Source organism: Streptomyces cynarae, from assembly GCF_025642135.1.
In the GTDB taxonomy this organism is placed as follows: Bacteria; Actinomycetota; Actinomycetes; order Streptomycetales; family Streptomycetaceae; genus Streptomyces; species Streptomyces cynarae.
On record NZ_CP106793.1, the window covers coordinates 2,911,844 to 2,927,720 of the forward strand.

Genomic DNA, 15,877 nt, shown 5'->3' on the forward strand with positions numbered 1-15,877 from the left:
TGAGTGGAGCGCACGACCCAACTCACCGCCCGCCGTACGGAACCGGCGCTTCCCGTGCGCCCCCCGGGCTCACCGACCGCGTCCCGCCCCGGTGGGACCACCCCTTCCGGGGCACCTGTACACGATCCCGCCGTTCCGGGATCGCTGCACGTCAGGGCGGCGCGGGTACTCGACGCCAACTGGACGGGGACGTCCACGGTCCCCTCGCGCGGGCTGTACCCGCACCAGTGGTCCTGGGACTCGGCGTTCATCGCGATCGGGCTGCGCCACATCTCACCGTTACGGGCGCAGACCGAGCTGGAGACGCTGCTGGACGCACAGTGGGCGGACGGGCGGATCCCGCACATCGTGTTCAACCCCTCCGTGCCCTTCGACGCGTACTTCCCGAGCCCGGACTTCTGGCGCTCCTCCACGGCCGGGCGCGCCGCGGGCGCCCCGCGCACCGTACAGACCTCGGGCATCGTGCAGCCACCGGTACACGCGCTGGCGGCCTGGCTGGTGCACCTGGCCGACCCGGGGCTGTCCCTGGCCCGCGGCTTCCTCGCCCGGGTGTACCCGCACCTGGCGGCCTGGCACCGCTATCTGCTGCACCGCCGCGACCTGGGCGGGGGCGGGCTGGCCTCGGTGGTGCATCCCTGGGAGCAGGGCATGGACAACAGCCCCGCCTGGGACGCGCCGCTGTCCCGGATCACCCCGGCCCCGGCCCGCTCGTTCCGCCGCGCCGACCTGGCCCACGGCGCGCCGGAGGACCGGCCGACGGATCTGGACTACGGGCGGTACGTCCGACTGGCGACGGAGTACCGCGACGGCGGATACGCCGACGGAACAGACAAGGGGGCGGCCCGTAGGGCCTCGGTTGAGGGTGGTGGGGGGAGACGGGTGGGCGGCTTCGCGGTGGAGGACCCGGCGTTCAACGCGCTGCTGATCGCGTCGGAGCACGCGCTGGCCCGTATCGCACAGGAGCTGGGCGCACCGGGGACGGCACGGCACGCCCGCGCGGAGCGCCTGACGGAGGCTCTGATCGACCGGCTGTGGGACCCGGTGGAGGGGATGTTCTTCTGCCGGGACGTGTACGGGGGCGAGACGCGGGAGAGCGGTGCTCTCGGTCGAGATCAGCGCTTCGGGAGCAGCGCTCTCGGATCAGAGCGCCGCTCCCCCACCGGCGCCCTCGTCCCCGAGCGCACCGTCTCCGGCCTCATCCCCCTGCTGCTGCCCACCCTCCCGCGCGACATCACCACCGCCCTGGTCGGCACCCTGCGCGGGCCGCACTTCTCGCTCGGCGACGCCGCCCGGCTCGTGCCCAGCTACGACCTGCTCGGCGAGGCCTTCGATCCGCACCGGTACTGGCGCGGGCCCGCCTGGTTCAACACCGGCTGGCTGCTGGAGCGCGGGCTGCGCCTGCACGGCGAGCATGCGGACGCCGACGCGCTGCGCGAGGCCCTGCTGGAGACAGCGGGCACCTCCGACTTCGCGGAGTACGTCGATCCGTACACCGGCGAGGCGTGCGGAGCGGTCGGCTTCGGCTGGACCGCCGCCCTCACACTCGACCTGCTCCACGACCACCCCGGACAGGGCGTGTCCCCGACGGGCACCGGCACGTTCGACAGGAGTGACAAGGGAGGGGGCCGGGGATGACGGACCGGCATCATCTGCTCGTGTGCGGCGGGACCTTCGCCGCCGTGAGCGACAGCGGGGACATCAGCGGGGTGCGCGGCGCGACCTCCCCGTCCGGGTTGTTCGTACGGGACGCGCGCCATCTGAGCCGCTGGCAGCTCACCGTGGACGGCGCAGTGCCCGAGACGCTCACGCCGGTCGCCGACGGGGACGCGGCGCGCTGCGTCCTCGTGCCGCGCGGAGGCCGCCAGGAGCCGCCCGCGCACACGCTCTTCCGCGAACAGGCCGTCGTCGACGGTGCGTTCGTGGAGTCGCTGCGCGTCACCAGCAACCGCCCGGTGCCGACCACGGTCCGGGTCGCGGTCACCGTGGACGCCGATTTCACGGACCAGTTCGAGCTGCGCTCCGACCACCGTACGTACACGAAGACGGGTGCCGTGCGCTTCCGCCGGGTCCTGGAGGACGGTGTGGAGTTCGGGTACCGGCGCGGCGAGTGGCGCTCCTGTACGAGGGTCACGGCCGAGCCCGCGCCGGACGGCGTCGAGGAGACCGGCACGGGCGCCCGGCGCCTTGTGTGGACGCTGGAGCTGGAGCCGCACGGCTCGGCGGAACTGTCCCTGCGGGTCGCCGCCCGGCCGCACGGGGCGGTGCAGGCCCCCGTGGTCCCCGCGTCCCCGGCCGCCGCCAACCACCGACTCCTCCGCCTGGAGGGCGAGTTCATGGAAGGCATCGCCTTCCCCACCGGCTGGCCCGAGCTGGCCACGGCCTGTGCGCGGGGCCTGTCCGACCTGGCCGCGCTCCAGGTCCCGGCGACGGGTCCCGACGGCGAGGAGCTGCGCGTCCCGGCGGCCGGCGCGCCCTGGTTCCTCACGCTCCTCGCCCGCGACGCACTCCTGACCTCCCTCTTCGTGCTCCCCTACCGACCCGAGCCGGCGGCGGCCACCCTGCCCGCGCTCGCCGCGACCCAGGCGACCGAGGTCGCCGCGGGTTCGGTCGCCCAGCCGGGGAAGATCGTGCACGAGGTGCGGCACGGTGAGCTGGCGCACTTCGGGCAGGTGCCGTACGGGCGGTACTACGGCTCGGTCGACGCGACGCCGCTCTTCCTGGTGCTGCTCGGGGCCTACGTCGAGCAGACCGGTGACACGGCGATGGCTCGCCGCCTGGAGCCCCACGCCCGAGCGGCGATCGGCTGGATGCTGGACCACGGCGGCCTCACCTCGCGCGGCTACCTTGTCTACCGCGCCGACCAGGGCGGCCTCGCCAACCAGAACTGGAAGGACTCCCCCGGCGCGATCTGCTCAGCCGACGGGAGCCGCCCCACCGGGCCGGTGATGGCGGCGGGCGCGCAGGGCTACGCCTACGACGCGCTGCGCCGCACCGCGCACCTGGCGCGCACGGTGTGGGCGGACGAGGTGTACGCGACGCTGCTCGAACAGGCGGCCGCGGATCTGCGCGACCGCTTCCAGCGGGACTTCTGGATGGAGGAACAGGCGTTCCCGGCGCTGGCGCTGGACGGCGAGGGCAACCAGGTGGACGCGCTGGCCTCGGACGCGGGGCATCTGCTGTGGTCGGGCCTGCTGGACAAGGAGTACGGGGAACTGGTGGGCCGCCGCCTCCTGGAGGAGGACTTCTTCTCGGGCTGGGGCGTCCGCACTCTGGCCGCGGGCCAGGCGGCGTACCACCCGATGTCGTACCACCGCGGCTCGGTCTGGCCGCACGACAACGCGCTGATCACGCTAGGCCTCGCCCGCTACGGCCTGCACGACGAGGCCCGTACGGTCGCCCACGCCCTGGTCGACGCGGCGACGGCGACGGGCCACCGGCTGCCGGAGGTGCTCGCCGGGTACGGCCGCGACAGCCACCCGGAGCCGGTGCCGTACCCGCACGCCTGCGTCCGCGAGTCCCGCTCGGCGGCGACACCACTCGCCCTGCTCACGGCGGTGGGCGGGGCGTAGCCCCGGCCACCGCGGCGAGCAGGGCACAGCCCCCACAGACACCCGGGACCGCGCGGAGCCAATGGGCGGGCGGCGCGCGGCCCCGGGGCGGCTCCTTCCCGACGCCCCGCCTCTGCCACGACGTGCTCCCGGAGTGGTTGACCTGGGATTTGCCGGGTGTTTGCCGGGTGCTGGGGCGCCGTGGTGAACGCATGTACCCGGCCACCCGTACGGGATGACGGCGGGCCGGCCTCCCCAGCGTGGCCCGCCCTCCACCACGGGCTTCGCACGGAAGGACCCTCGGGTTGCCTCTCAACACGCGCGCACCACACACGACGAGCAAGGCGGGGGCGGCCACCGACGGGGTCCTGCCGGCGGAGGAGGACGAGCGGCCGGTGCCGGAGGCGGAGCCCGTCGCTCCGGACGAGCCCGCCGACCGTACGACGGAGCCGGACGCCGAGGACGCCCGCACGGCCGAGGACACCCCCACCGCCAAGGACACCCCCACCGCCAAGGACATCCCTACCGCCGAGGACACCCCCACCGCCCACAGCGAGGCGGCGGAAACCGGAGCGGTGGAAAACCGGGCCGGCATAGCCGACGGCCCCCGTCACCGCTTCCGCTGGCGCACCTGGCGGGCCGATCGCCCGGCCGCCGCCCGCGTCCTCGGTATCACGGTCACCGTGCTCGCCGGTGTCCTCGTCGTCGTCTCGCTCGTCATGCCCAACAGGCTCGCGAGCTTCCGGCCGGCCATGTTCACGCGGATACCGGTGGAGGCGCTGATCGCGGGCGTCGTGCTGACCGCTCTTCCCCGGCGGCCGCGGCTGGTCGTCGCCTGGGTCGGCGGTGTCGCACTCGGCGTGCAGACCATGCTCAACCTGCTGGACGCCGGCTTCTACCAGTACCTCGGCCGCGACTTCAACGCCGTCCTCGACTGGCCCCTCCTCAGCGACGCCTACTCCTACCTCCAGGACACCCTGGGCCAGGCGGGCGCCCTGGGAGTCCTGCTCGCGGCCGTCGCGATCGTCCTCGTCGTCCTCGCCGTCTCGGCGCTCTCGGTCGTGCGGCTCGGCAACGTCATGGCCCGGCACCGCACCACCACCACCCGTACCGTCCTCGTGCTCAGCATGGTGTGGATGACCTGCACGGTCCTCGGCCTCCAGTTCGGCGGTGTGCCGCTGGCCGCCGAACGCACCGTCACGATGCTCAAGGCCCGCTCCGACCTCGTCCGTCAGACCCTCAGGGACGAGCGGGACTTCGCGAAGACCGCCAGGGTCGACGCCTTCGGGGCCACCCCGGGCTCGCAGCTCGTGCCCGATCTGCGCGGCAAGGACATGATCTTCACGTTCATCGAGAGCTACGGCCGCAGTGCCATCGAGGACCCGATCATGGCACCCGGCGTCGACAAGACCCTCGACACCAGCACCCAGGCCCTCGCCAAGGCCGGCTTCCACGCCAAGAGCGGCTGGCTGACCTCGGCGACGTACGGCGGCAGCAGCTGGCTCGGCCACTCCACGTTCCTGTCGGGCCTGTGGATCGACAACCAGAACCGCTACCGCACCGTCACCACCAGCGACCACCTCAGCCTCACCAAGGTGTTCAAGAAGACCGGCGCCTGGGACACCGTGGGCATCATGCCCGGTGTGCAGAAGGGCTGGCCGGAGCAGAAGTACTACGGCCTCGACAAGGTCTACAACGCCTTCGAGATGGGCTACAAGGGCCCGAAGTTCAGCTGGTCCACCATGCCCGACCAGTACGCGCTCGAGGCGTTCCAGCGCCTGGAGCACGGCAGGAAGCGCGACAAGCCGCTGATGTCGGAGATCATCCTGACCTCCAGCCACACCCCCTGGGCGCCCATCCCGAAGATGGTCGGCTGGGACCAACTGGGCAACGGCTCGATCTTCGACGCCATCCAGAAGGCGGGCAACAAGCCCGACTACACCTACACCAGCGACACCCACTCCAAGGAGGAGTACGGCAAGTCCGTCCAGTACTCGGTGACCGCCCTCACCCAGTTCCTGGAGCGCTACGGCAACGACGACACCGTGCTCGTCTTCCTCGGCGACCACCAGGCGAACGCCCACGTCAGCGGCAACCACGCCAGCCATGACGTCCCCTGCGCGATCGTCGCCAAGGACCCGAAGGTCCTCGACAGGATCGCGGGCTGGGGCTGGACGGACGGCCTGCGGCCCGCGCACAACGCGCCGGTATGGAAGATGAGTTCCTTCCGCGACCGCTTCCTGACGGCGTACGGCTCCACGCCGCACCCCTCCGCGGACTGATCAGCCTCCGGAGGTGTCGAGCTCCGCGTCCTCGCCGACCCCCGCGCAGTCGTACGGGTCCTTCAGCCAGCCGTCCGGCAGCACCACCCGGTTGTTGCCGGACGTACGGCCGCGGGGCCCGTCGGCGCCGGACGGCCAGGGCTGGTCGAGGTCCAGCTCGTCCAGGCCGGCCCGCAGCTCCTGAAGGGAGGAGGTGATCGCGAGCCGCTTGCGCATCTCGGAGCCGATCGCGAAGCCCTTCAGGTACCAGGCCACGTGCTTGCGGAAGTCGATGACGCCCCGCGCCTCGTCGCCGAGCCACTCGCCGAGCAGGGTGGCGTGCCGGACCATGACGTCGGCGACCTCGCGGAGGGTCGGCCTGGCGATGTCCTCCGTCCGCCCCTCGAAAGCGGCCACCAGGTCCGCGAACAGCCACGGCCGCCCCAGGCAGCCGCGCCCCACGACGACCCCGTCGCAGCCCGTCTCGCGCACCATCCGCAGCGCGTCCTCGGCCGACCAGATGTCGCCGTTGCCCAGCACCGGGATCTCCGGCACATGCTCCTTCAGCCGCGCGATGGCGTCCCAGTCCGCCGTGCCGCCGTAGTGCTGGGCGGCCGTACGCCCGTGCAGCGCGATGGCCGTCACGCCCTCCTCGACGGCGATCCGCCCGGCGTCGAGGTAGGTGATGTGGTCGTCGTCGATGCCCTTGCGCATCTTCATGGTGACCGGGAGGTCGCCGGCCCCGCTGACCGCCTCGCGCAGGATCGCCCGCAGCAGGTTCCGCTTGTACGGCAGCGCGGAGCCGCCGCCCTTGCGGGTCACCTTCGGCACCGGGCAGCCGAAGTTGAGGTCGATGTGGTCGGCGAGGTCCTCCTCCGCGATCATGCGGACGGCCTTGCCGACGGTCGCCGGGTCCACGCCGTACAACTGGATCGACCGCGGCCGCTCGCTCGCGTCGAACTTGATCAGCTGCATGGTCTTGTCGTTGCGCTCGACCAGCGCCCGCGTCGTGATCATCTCGCTCACGAACAGGCCCTTGCCGCCACTGAACTCTCGGCACAGCGTGCGGAACGGCGCGTTCGTGATCCCGGCCATGGGCGCGAGCACGACGGGCGGCTGGACGGTGTGCGGGCCGATCTGCAAGAGGGACTCGGTGGGCATTGCCCCATTGTCGCGTATCGGCAATGACCATGTAGCACTCATTAGTTAGACACACTATCAATGCGGGCGTACGATGGACCGCATGCCCGAGCTCAGCCATCGCCGACGTCTGCTGGTGCTCGCGATCTGCTGCATGAGCCTGCTGATCGTGAGCCTCGACAACACCGTCCTGAACGTGGCGCTGCCCTCTATGCAGCGGGAACTGCATGCGAGCGTGGCCGGCCTCCAGTGGACGATCGACGCGTACACGCTGGTCCTGGCCTCGCTGCTGATGCTCGCGGGTTCGACGGCCGACCGGATCGGCCGCAAGCGCGTCTTCATGGCGGGCCTGATCGTCTTCAGCGTCGGCTCCCTGCTGTGCTCGCTCGCGCCGAACCTCGAACTGCTGGTCGTGTTCCGCATGGTGCAGGCGGTGGGCGGTTCGATGCTCAACCCGGTCGCGATGTCGATCATCACCAACACCTTCACCGACGCCCGTGAACGCGCCCGCGCGATCGGAGCGTGGGGCGCCGTGGTCGGCATATCCATGGCCGCGGGCCCACTGGTCGGCGGGCTGCTGGTGGAGTCGGTCGGCTGGCGTTCGATCTTCTGGGTCAACCTGCCGGTCGGACTGGCCGCGCTCCTGCTCACCCTGCGCTTCGTCCCCGAGTCCCGGGCGCCCAAGGCGCGTCGCCCCGACCCGGTCGGCCAGCTGCTGGTGATCGCCCTGTTCGGCTGCCTGACGTACACGATCATCGAGGCCCCGGACGCGAGTGCAGCAAGGATCGTCCCGTTCGCCGTGGTCGCGTTCGCGGCCCTGCTCGGCCTGTTCTGGTACGAGCCGCGCCGCGCCGAACCGCTCATCGACCTGCGCTTCTTCCGCTCGGCGCCGTTCAGCGGGGCCACGGTGATCGCCATCAGCGCGTTCGCGGCCCTCGGCGGCTTCCTGTTCCTGTCCACGCTCTACCTGCAGAACGTACGCGGACTGGACGCGCTGCACGCGGGCCTGTGGATGCTGGCGCTGGCGGCCCCGACGATGCTGTGCGCACCGCTGTCCGGCCGCCTGGTCGGCAACCGCGGGCCACGCCTGCCGCTGCTGGTGGCGGGCTGTGCGATGACCGCGAGCGCGGTGCTGTTCGCGGCCTTCGAGGCGGAGACGTCGAACACCACGCTGCTCGTCGGCTACGTCCTGTTCGGCATCGGCTTCGGCTTCGTCAACGCCCCCATCACCAACACCGCCGTCTCCGGCATGCCCCGCGCCCAGGCCGGCGTCGCCGCGGCGGTCGCCTCCACCAGCCGCCAGCTCGGCCAGACCCTCGGCGTGGCGGTGGTCGGCGCGGTGCTGGCCTCCGGCGTGACGGCGTCGGCGTACAGGCAGACGTTCGTCTCGGCAGCCCGCCCCGGCTGGTGGATTCTCGTCGCCTGCGGTGCGGCCGTGCTGATACTCGGCGCGCTCACCACCGGCCGGTGGGCCAGGAGGACGGCCGAGCGTACGGCTGACCGGCTCGAGTCCCCCGAGGTTCGTGAGGCCTCCGGCGTCTCCGCCTAGGATCTGCGTCTCCGCCCAGGGTCTGCGTCTCCGCCTAGGGCCTGCATCTCAGCCCAGGGACCTCCACGGGTCAGGCGCCACTCCGCTGCGACGCGATCGCCTGCAACTTCTCCAGCCGCTCCCGCGACTCCCGGTCCGCCGGCGCGTACGTCACCATCCGGGGCCCGTTGTGCGGACCGAGCCACAGATCGGTGTGGTCGAGAGTCAGCAAGCCCACGTGGGCGTTGCGGAACTGCTTGCGCTTGCTGCGGGAGCCGACCACCTCGTGCCGTTCCCAGGCCTCGCGGAACTCGGCGGACTCCGTCATCAGCCGGTTGAGCAGCATCTTCCAGGCGGGCTCACCGAGGTGGTCGGCCATGTTGGCGCGGAACTTGGCGGCCATCAGCCGCATCGTCGCCTCGTGCTCGACGATCGCCGCCCGCCAGTCCGGGTGCGTGTAGCACAGCACCATGCAGTTGCGGTCCGCCGGCGGGACGGCGTCGAGGTCGCACATCAACAGCCCGTAGGTGCGGTTGTAGGCGAGGATGTCGTACCGGCTGTTGGAGATGCAGGCCGGGAGCGGTTCGAGCTGTTCCAGCAGGATGCGCTGGGCCTCGGTGACAGACGGGCAGTGCGCGCCGGGTGCCGGGTCGACGGCACCGGCCAGGTTGAACAGATGGGCCCGCTCGCTGGCGTCGAGCAGCAGCGTGCGGGCGAGGGCGTCGAGGACCTGGACGGACACCTGGATGTCCCGGGCCTGCTCGAGCCAGGTGTACCAGGTGACACCGACCGCGGCGAGGTGCGCGATCTCCTCACGGCGCAGCCCGGGGGTGCGGCGGCGCCGACCGCGGGGCAGCCCGACCTGCTCGGGGGTGATGTGCTCGCGGCGGTGCCGCAGGAACGCGGCCAGTTCATACCGCCGGATCTCGGATGCGCGCCGGTCGGGCGCCTCCGCCTCCCGGTCCGTCCGTGTCTCGCGGACCGCCACCGTCTCCTGCGCCATCGTCGCCATGCCCCCAGCCTGCCGCTCCGCGGAGCCTGTTTCCAGGTAGTCCTGGTACCAGGATAAAGACACTCTGGTACCAGGCTGAGGGTCGGCGGAGCCTTGCTGGTGTGACCGAGACTCTCACTTCCCCTACTGTCCGCTCACCGGTGGCGACCCCACGGCTGGGCGGGCTCGGACTGTTCACGGTGCTGCTGGGCGCGGCACTTCCCCTCATCGACTTCTTCATCGTCAACGTCGCCCTCCCGACGATCGGCAGGGATCTGCACGCGGGCGAGTCCGTCCTCGAACTGGTCGTCGCCGGGTACGGGGTGTCGTACGCCGTGCTGCTGGTGCTCGGCGGTCGGCTGGGCGACCTGTTCGGCCGGCGTGAGTTCTTCCTCTACGGGATGGCCGCCTTCGGTGTGACCTCGCTGGCGTGCGGGCTCGCCCCGACGGCCTGGACGCTGGTGGCGGCGCGGGTCGCGCAGGGCGCGGCGGCCGCGGCGATGCTGCCGCAGGTGCTCGCCACGATCCAGGCGGCGACCAGCGGGCAGCGCCGCGCCAAAGCGATGGGCCTGTACGGTGCGACGGCCGGTCTGTCCATGGTGGCCGGGCAGATCCTCGGCGGTGTATTGGTGGCGGCCGACATCTGGGGCACCGGCTGGCGTTCGGTGTTCCTCGTCAACGTGCCGGTCGTGGCGGTCGGCCTGTTCCTGGGCGCGCGGGCGGTCCCGGAGACCCGCTCGCAGCACCCGGAGCCGGTGGACGGGCCCGGCACGGTCCTGCTCGCCGTCTCGCTGCTGACCCTGCTGGCGCCGCTGACCGAGGGCCGGGCCGCGGGCTGGCCGCTGTGGACCTGGCTGGCACTGGCCGCGTTCCCGTTCGCGGCGTGGGCGTTCTACGCGGTGGAGCGCCGCGCGGACCGGCAGGGCCGTACGCCGCTGGTGCCGCCGAGCCTGTTCGCGCTCACCTCGCTGCGGCGTGGACTGGTGATGATGGTGCCGTTCTCGATCGGGTTCAGCGGATTCATGTTCGTGATCGCGGTGTCGCTGCAGCAGGGCGCGGGGCTCGGTCCGGTCTCCGCGGGTCTGGCGCTGACGCCGATGGCGCTGGCGTTCTTCGTGGTCTCGCTGTACGGGCCGCGGCTGGTCTCCCGCTTCGGCACCCGGGTGGTGACCGCCGGGGGGCTGATCCAGGCGGTCGGCATCGGGTTGCTGGTCCTGACCGCCTGGCGCTCCTGGCCGCACCTGGGCGTGTGGGAGCTGCTGCCGGGCGCGGCGGTGGCGGGCGCGGGCCAGGCGCTCCAGCTCCCGATCATCATGCGGATCGTCCTGTCCGAGGTGCCGACGGCGCGGGCGGGCGTCGGCGGCGGTGTCATGGTGACGACGCAGCAGTCGGCGCTGGCGCTGGGCGTGGCGACGCTCGGCACGCTGTTCCTGACGCTGGTGCCGGGCATGGGCATGCGCGACGCCCTGGTGACGACGCTGCTGGTGCAGCTGGCCGGCATCGCCCTGACGGCCGCCCTGAGCCTGCGCCTGCCGCGCACGATCAGCTAGTCCGCCGAAGTCGACGGCCGGACGCGGCCCCGCACGCCGGTGAGACGGGTGCGGGGCCGCCGTGTGCTCCCGCGCCGCGGCCACCTCCTCCTCCGTGATCTCCAGGACGGGCCCAGGTGCCGGCCGGGATAGTGGCTGCATGGCAGCCACACTGGACTGGAAACTGGTCGTCGACACGCACGACGCTCCCGCTCTCGCGGACTTCTGGGCGGCGGCGCTGGGGTACGAGGTGGAGGACAACAGCGCGCTGATCGACCGGCTCATGACGGCGGGTCAGCTCCCGGAGGCGGCGGTCGCCGAGCACAACGGCACGCGGATCTTCCGGGGTTTCGCCGCCGTCCGGCACCCGGACGACCCGTACGACGAGGAGACGGGCATCGGCCGGGGCCGCCGCATCCTCTTCCAGGACGTCCCCGAGCCGAAGACCGCCAAGAACCGCCTCCACCTCGACGTGCACGCCGGCCCGGACGCCCGCGAGGCGACCGTCGCCCGCCTGGAGTCCCTGGGCGCGACGCGCGTCGAGGAGGTGAACAAGGGCCCGGCCGGGCACTGGTGGGTCATGCGCGACCCGGAGGGCAACGAGTTCTGCGTGGCCTAGTAATGGCCCAGTAGCGGCCTCGTAGGAGCCTCGTAGGGGCCTCGTAGGGGCCCAGTAGCGACCTAGTGCACGGCGGCAGCCGTCGCGGCGGCGGGGGCGCTCTCCAGCGTGGGCGGGGCGGTGGTGCCGGTGTGCGCGGCCAGCGCCTTCTCCAGGCGACGGATGTGGTAGTACTGCACGCGCGTGGTGCGCTGCAGGGCCATGACCGCACCGAGGAACTGATCCATCTCGGCGGCCCGGGTGAGGATGTCGTCGGGCACGTTCTCGTCCCGAAGACAGGCTTCCGCGTCCTGACCGAGTACGGCGTGCGCCCAGCCACGGGTGATCGGCTTGTACAGACCCGGGTGTTTGACCACGATCCGCGCCCGGATGGCGAGGTCGTTCTCGGCGGCTTCCAGATGCAGTCCCGTGTCCTTGTTGCGCGCCCCGAACAGCGGCTCATGGATGTGGTGGGCGTCGAAACCGTGCTCGACGCAGCCGATCCAGAAGTCCCAGTCCTCCCCCGCTCTCATGCTCTCGTCGTACCCGCCCACGGCCTGCCACGCCTCACGGCGGTACAGCGAGCAGTAGAACATGATCAGCCGCTGGAGCATCAGTTCCCGGCTGTAGGCGGGGAGGGGCATCGCCTGCGGGGGCAGGTCGTCGTCGGTGAAGGTGAAGACGTCCGTCGACGCGATGGCGATGCCGGGGTCGCCGTCCAGGACCGCGACTGTCTTCTCCAGCATCGTGGGCGCGATCACGTCGTCGGCGTCGAGCGGAAGGATGTAGCGGCCGGCGGCCGCCTCGATCCCGGTGTTGCGGGCGGCGGAGACTCCGGCGTTGGCCTGCTGGAGCAGTCGGATGCACCGGTCGGGGTGGCGGGCGATCAGGCCCTTCGCCACCTCGGCGGTGTCGTCGGTGCTGCCGTCGTCGACGATGACGAGTTCCCAGTCACGGAACGTCTGGGCGACGACGCTGGACACCGCGTCGGGCAGGTAGCGGGCGTAGTCGTGGCAGGGGATGACCACCGAGACCACAGGGTCGAAACCGTGGGGCATGTGCCGTCTTTCGCTCGGAACGGAAGGGGAGGGACGAGGAGCCCGGACCACGGGCGGCAGGCCTGCGCTATGTCGGGCGCGGGCGGCCCCCCCCCCGCCCTGTGCCAGGGCCACGTCGCAGCGGACCCGCCGATCAGGTGCTAGCCGATGCCGAGGGTGCCCGCGTAGTCGCGGTCGGCGTAGTCGGAGTAGCGGCCGGAGCTGTGATGATCTTGGTGGTGACCGTAGTCACAAATGGTCATGTTGGCCACGGGCGCGCAGCAGTGGCCGTAGTCGCTGATGGTGACGTTGGCGATGGGGGGGCAGCAGTGGCCGTAGTTGCTGATGGTGACGTTGCCGATCGGTGGGCAGCAGCGGCCGTAGTTGCCGATCGTGACGTTCGCCAAGTTCTGGCAGGGGTGATCGTCCCCCGGTATGAGGGTGACGTCGCCGCTCATCGGCTGCCCTTGGTACGCGTACGGGGCCGACGCCGCGAGCGTTTCCTGGCCGAGGGCGGCGGCGTAGGCGGCCTCCGCGGTGTTGAGCAGTCCGGCGGTCGCCAGTGCGGCCGGCAGAGCCAGGGAGGACATGACACGAGCTTTCACGGTGGTGCCTTCCTTTCGAGGGAGGGAGCCGCCCCGACAACCGGCGACCTTCACGCCAGGGACAGCAGCGCCACCGTAGGATTTGCATACTGTCCGTGGCAAAACGATTACACCGTGCGAGTGGCGGGGGCCACCGAGGCACCAACGCGAGTGGCGGGGCCCCAGGCAAGGTGTCCCCGTCCGGCAGGCCCGGCACCGCTTCGTTCAGGACGGGGACAGCACCGCGGTGTCGGCCTGATCCGGGACGGGGAGCGGATGCAGCACTTCCAGGTCCGGCAGCGCCCAGCAGGCGGTGCCCATGTCCCGGGCCATCGCGGCCAGGCCCTCGGTCTCGATGAGGTACTGGTACGGGAAGGGCGGAAAGATCAGGCCGTCACGGTGCAGGTCGGCGCGGACCAGCAGCACGGTGCCACCGACCGAGTCCACCCGGAGAAGCCCTCTGCCGCGCAGCTCGTCGAGGTAGATCCGGCCGAACCCCCTGGGCGGCTGCAGAATGCCGTCGCGAAGCCACTGGGACCAGTTGAGCGTGCCGGCGCCGGGGTGGAGGACGAAGGTGTTGAGGTCGTACGTGGGTCCCCCGGCCGTGGTGGCACAGTGCGGGACGACGATGTCCTTGCGCGCTCCGAGCAGCCGCTGGATCAGGTCGGCCGGGTAGTCGGTGACATCCACATCGAGCCACAGCACCCACTCCTCGTCGGCCAGGGCCCGGGTGAGCAGATGGTTGCGCACCTTGGCCAGCACCGACCGGCGCCGGCGCTGGAGGCCCGGCTCCCAGCGCGGCCCGGCAGCGTGGAGGCCGAAGTCGCGGTGGACGAGGGTGACCCGCCGGTACTCCGCCTCGAGGCCGGGCAGGACCTGCCGCAGCAGTTCCGGCGTCGAGTCCTCGCTGTCGCCCTCCAGCAGGCCCAGGGAGATCGCCTCGCGCGGATAGTCCAGGGAGCGCAGTTTCTCCAGATAGCCGGGCAGGTGCGCGGCCGCGTCCTTCAGGGGCGTGAGCACCAGCACGAGGGGCCGCTCGCTCGCCGGGCCCGGAGCCGACTCGGCAGCCGTACGCGGTCGTTCGTCGGCCGCTCGCGCGGCGGCGGCGCCGGTCTCGGCGTGTGCGATGTCCCGCGGCTCGATCGGCAGCCGGGTCGCCATGGCCAGCAACCGCTCGGCGTACGCGCCGGGTTCGGCCCAGACCTGGGTCGCCACCTCGAAGTGCTCGGCGAAATGCGACTCGTTGAACGTGTTGCCGCCGTGGCAGATGTAGGTGTACAGCTCCGGCGCGTCGATGGAGACGACCCGGCAGGTGCGGACCACCTCTTCCGCCACCGGCGTGTCCTCGCCCCGGCGTTGCGCCGGATAGCGCGGCATCCGGTCCTTGGCGCAGATCATCGATCCTTCCCAGACCCGCGCGCAGGAGATCGCGAGCTTGTGGCGAGCGGGCCACCACAGACGTTCACGGGCGAGGAAACATGCCTCTGCGCCGAGGGCGAGGATCGCCGCCATCTGCGACTCGACCCGCTCCGGGTCGTACAGGTCGTCGTCGTCCCACTGGCATACGTAGGGCCCGGTGGCCCGGTCCACCGCCTCGTTGCGCAGTTCGCCGAGCGTCCGCCCCTCCGGAGGGAGCCGGTGATGGCGGATCCGCGGGTCGCCCATCTCCCGGATGTACCGCTCGAGGGCGTCGTCGGTGCCGTCGTCCACGACGACCAGCTCCAGTGCGCGGTACGTCTGCGCACGGAAGCAGGCGATCGCGCGGCTCGCCATCGCCAGGCGGCCCTTGGTCACCATCAGGCAGGACACCGTGGGCGCGGGCGCGCCCGAGGCCCAGCGGCGCCGCTGGGCGTCAGGACCGAGCTGACCGTCGGCGAGCGGTTGCAGCCCCTGGCTCGCCCAGAAGCGGAACCGCCTGCCGGTCGAGATCCGCACTGCACCGGAGTCGTCCCGCACCCAGCTGCCGGACCAGTGGTGCACGGCGTACGCACGCTCGTAGTCGGCTTCCTGAGGGCCGAACAGCTCTGCCGCATACGGGCTCACCTCGGGATAGAGGACTTCCGACCCGAGGACCGTGACCGAGGCGGGCTCCGGGGCGCTGTCGACGGCCCTGGTGAGGAAGAAGGGGCCTGTGGCCTCCAGAGCACCGGGCGCCCTGTGAGCGCCGACCAGCTGCCGGTGCACATGGGCCCAGAAGGGGTGGCCCGGCCGTGACGCGATGAACGCGTTGCCGACGATGCGGCCGAATCCGCTCCGGCGGGCCTGCAGCAGACGCGTGTGAGCCTCGGGTTCGCAGCCGAGGACGAGTTCGCGTCCGTCGAGGAGTGCGTCGACCGGCTTCAGGCACTCGAAGTCCATGTCCACGTAGAGCCCGCCGAAATGATCGAGCAGGAAGTAGCGGATCGCGTCGGCCCGCATGATCGCTTCCGGGTAGCCGTCGTACACCGGCAGGAACCAGGGATAGTGCTCCTGGAGGAAGGCGCGGTTGTCCGCGTCGGTCCACAGCCGGTATCCCCAGCCGGGGTGATGCAGACGCCAGGAATCGACCCACTTGCGCCACTTCTCAGGTACGTCGGTGTCTTTCCAGGTCTGATGGATCAGGGCGGGAATCTTCTCCTGTGTCCGCATGCACGCAGTATGAAGATCCTTTTTGCTTCCCAG

The 15,877-nt window shown here is 71.5% G+C and carries 11 protein-coding genes; 6 read left to right on the forward strand and 5 right to left on the reverse strand.

The window, feature by feature from the left end:
- The first annotated feature begins 3 nt into the window (after window positions 1-3).
- The 3 genes from N8I84_RS13610 to N8I84_RS13620 all read left to right on the forward strand — a co-directional run bounded on the left by N8I84_RS13610 (window position 4) and on the right by N8I84_RS13620 (window position 5,830).
- Complete coding sequence (locus N8I84_RS13610) at window positions 4-1,635, forward strand: MGH1-like glycoside hydrolase domain-containing protein (RefSeq protein WP_263229785.1); 1,632 nt, start codon at window positions 4-6, stop codon at window positions 1,633-1,635.
- Window positions 1,632-3,569, forward strand: a complete 1,938-nt coding sequence (locus tag N8I84_RS13615; protein WP_263229786.1) for an amylo-alpha-1,6-glucosidase — start codon at window positions 1,632-1,634, stop codon at window positions 3,567-3,569. The genes N8I84_RS13610 and N8I84_RS13615 overlap by 4 nt, the downstream gene beginning before the upstream one ends.
- A 284-nt stretch (window positions 3,570-3,853) precedes the next feature.
- Complete coding sequence (locus tag N8I84_RS13620; protein ID WP_390898889.1) at window positions 3,854-5,830, forward strand: alkaline phosphatase family protein; 1,977 nt, start codon at window positions 3,854-3,856, stop codon at window positions 5,828-5,830.
- Here N8I84_RS13620 and dusB read toward each other — a convergent pair whose 3' ends face one another.
- Window positions 5,831-6,970, reverse strand: a complete 1,140-nt coding sequence (gene dusB, locus N8I84_RS13625) for a tRNA dihydrouridine synthase DusB (RefSeq protein WP_263229787.1) — start codon at window positions 6,968-6,970, stop codon at window positions 5,831-5,833.
- An 82-nt stretch (window positions 6,971-7,052) separates the two neighbouring features.
- Here dusB and N8I84_RS13630 point away from each other — a divergent pair, with 82 nt between their 5' ends.
- Window positions 7,053-8,498, forward strand: a complete 1,446-nt coding sequence (locus N8I84_RS13630) for an MFS transporter (RefSeq protein WP_263229788.1) — start codon at window positions 7,053-7,055, stop codon at window positions 8,496-8,498.
- A gap of 70 nt (window positions 8,499-8,568) precedes the next feature.
- On the opposite strand, the gene N8I84_RS13635 is transcribed toward N8I84_RS13630, so the two are convergent.
- Window positions 8,569-9,489 (reverse strand): helix-turn-helix transcriptional regulator, encoded by a 921-nt coding sequence (locus N8I84_RS13635; protein ID WP_263229789.1) that lies wholly within the window; start codon window positions 9,487-9,489, stop codon window positions 8,569-8,571.
- Window positions 9,490-9,590: 101 nt separating this feature from the next.
- Here N8I84_RS13635 and N8I84_RS13640 point away from each other — a divergent pair, with 101 nt between their 5' ends.
- Both N8I84_RS13640 and N8I84_RS13645 read left to right on the forward strand, forming a co-directional pair.
- Window positions 9,591-11,018: an MFS transporter gene (locus N8I84_RS13640; RefSeq protein ID WP_263229790.1), complete on the forward strand. Its 1,428-nt coding sequence runs from the start codon at window positions 9,591-9,593 to the stop codon at window positions 11,016-11,018.
- A 139-nt stretch (window positions 11,019-11,157) separates the two neighbouring features.
- Window positions 11,158-11,616 carry a VOC family protein gene (locus N8I84_RS13645; protein ID WP_263229791.1) on the forward strand — a complete coding sequence of 153 codons (459 nt, stop codon included), beginning with the start codon at window positions 11,158-11,160 and terminating at the stop codon, window positions 11,614-11,616.
- A gap of 62 nt (window positions 11,617-11,678) precedes the next feature.
- On the opposite strand, the gene N8I84_RS13650 is transcribed toward N8I84_RS13645, so the two are convergent.
- The 3 genes from N8I84_RS13650 to N8I84_RS13660 form a co-directional block, all read right to left on the reverse strand.
- Window positions 11,679-12,653, reverse strand: a complete 975-nt coding sequence (locus N8I84_RS13650; protein ID WP_263229792.1) for a glycosyltransferase family 2 protein — start codon at window positions 12,651-12,653, stop codon at window positions 11,679-11,681.
- 140 nt (window positions 12,654-12,793) lie between these two features.
- Window positions 12,794-13,237, reverse strand: coding sequence for a hypothetical protein (locus N8I84_RS13655; protein ID WP_263229793.1), 444 nt, complete (start codon window positions 13,235-13,237; stop codon window positions 12,794-12,796).
- A gap of 204 nt (window positions 13,238-13,441) precedes the next feature.
- Window positions 13,442-15,844: a glycosyltransferase gene (locus tag N8I84_RS13660; protein ID WP_263229794.1), complete on the reverse strand. Its 2,403-nt coding sequence runs from the start codon at window positions 15,842-15,844 to the stop codon at window positions 13,442-13,444.
- Window positions 15,845-15,877 lie beyond the last annotated feature (33 nt).

Coding starts and splice junctions, on each gene's coding strand:
- N8I84_RS13660 (WP_263229794.1), bottom strand. CDS start 15,844: ATGCGGACACAGGAGAAGATTCCCGCCCTGATCCATCAGACCTGGAAA.
- N8I84_RS13615 (WP_263229786.1), top strand. CDS start 1,632: ATGACGGACCGGCATCATCTGCTCGTGTGCGGCGGGACCTTCGCCGCC.
- N8I84_RS13650 (WP_263229792.1), bottom strand. CDS start 12,653: ATGCCCCACGGTTTCGACCCTGTGGTCTCGGTGGTCATCCCCTGCCAC.
- dusB (WP_263229787.1), bottom strand. CDS start 6,970: ATGCCCACCGAGTCCCTCTTGCAGATCGGCCCGCACACCGTCCAGCCG.
- N8I84_RS13630 (WP_263229788.1), top strand. CDS start 7,053: ATGCCCGAGCTCAGCCATCGCCGACGTCTGCTGGTGCTCGCGATCTGC.
- N8I84_RS13645 (WP_263229791.1), top strand. CDS start 11,158: ATGGCAGCCACACTGGACTGGAAACTGGTCGTCGACACGCACGACGCT.
- N8I84_RS13635 (WP_263229789.1), bottom strand. CDS start 9,489: ATGGCGACGATGGCGCAGGAGACGGTGGCGGTCCGCGAGACACGGACG.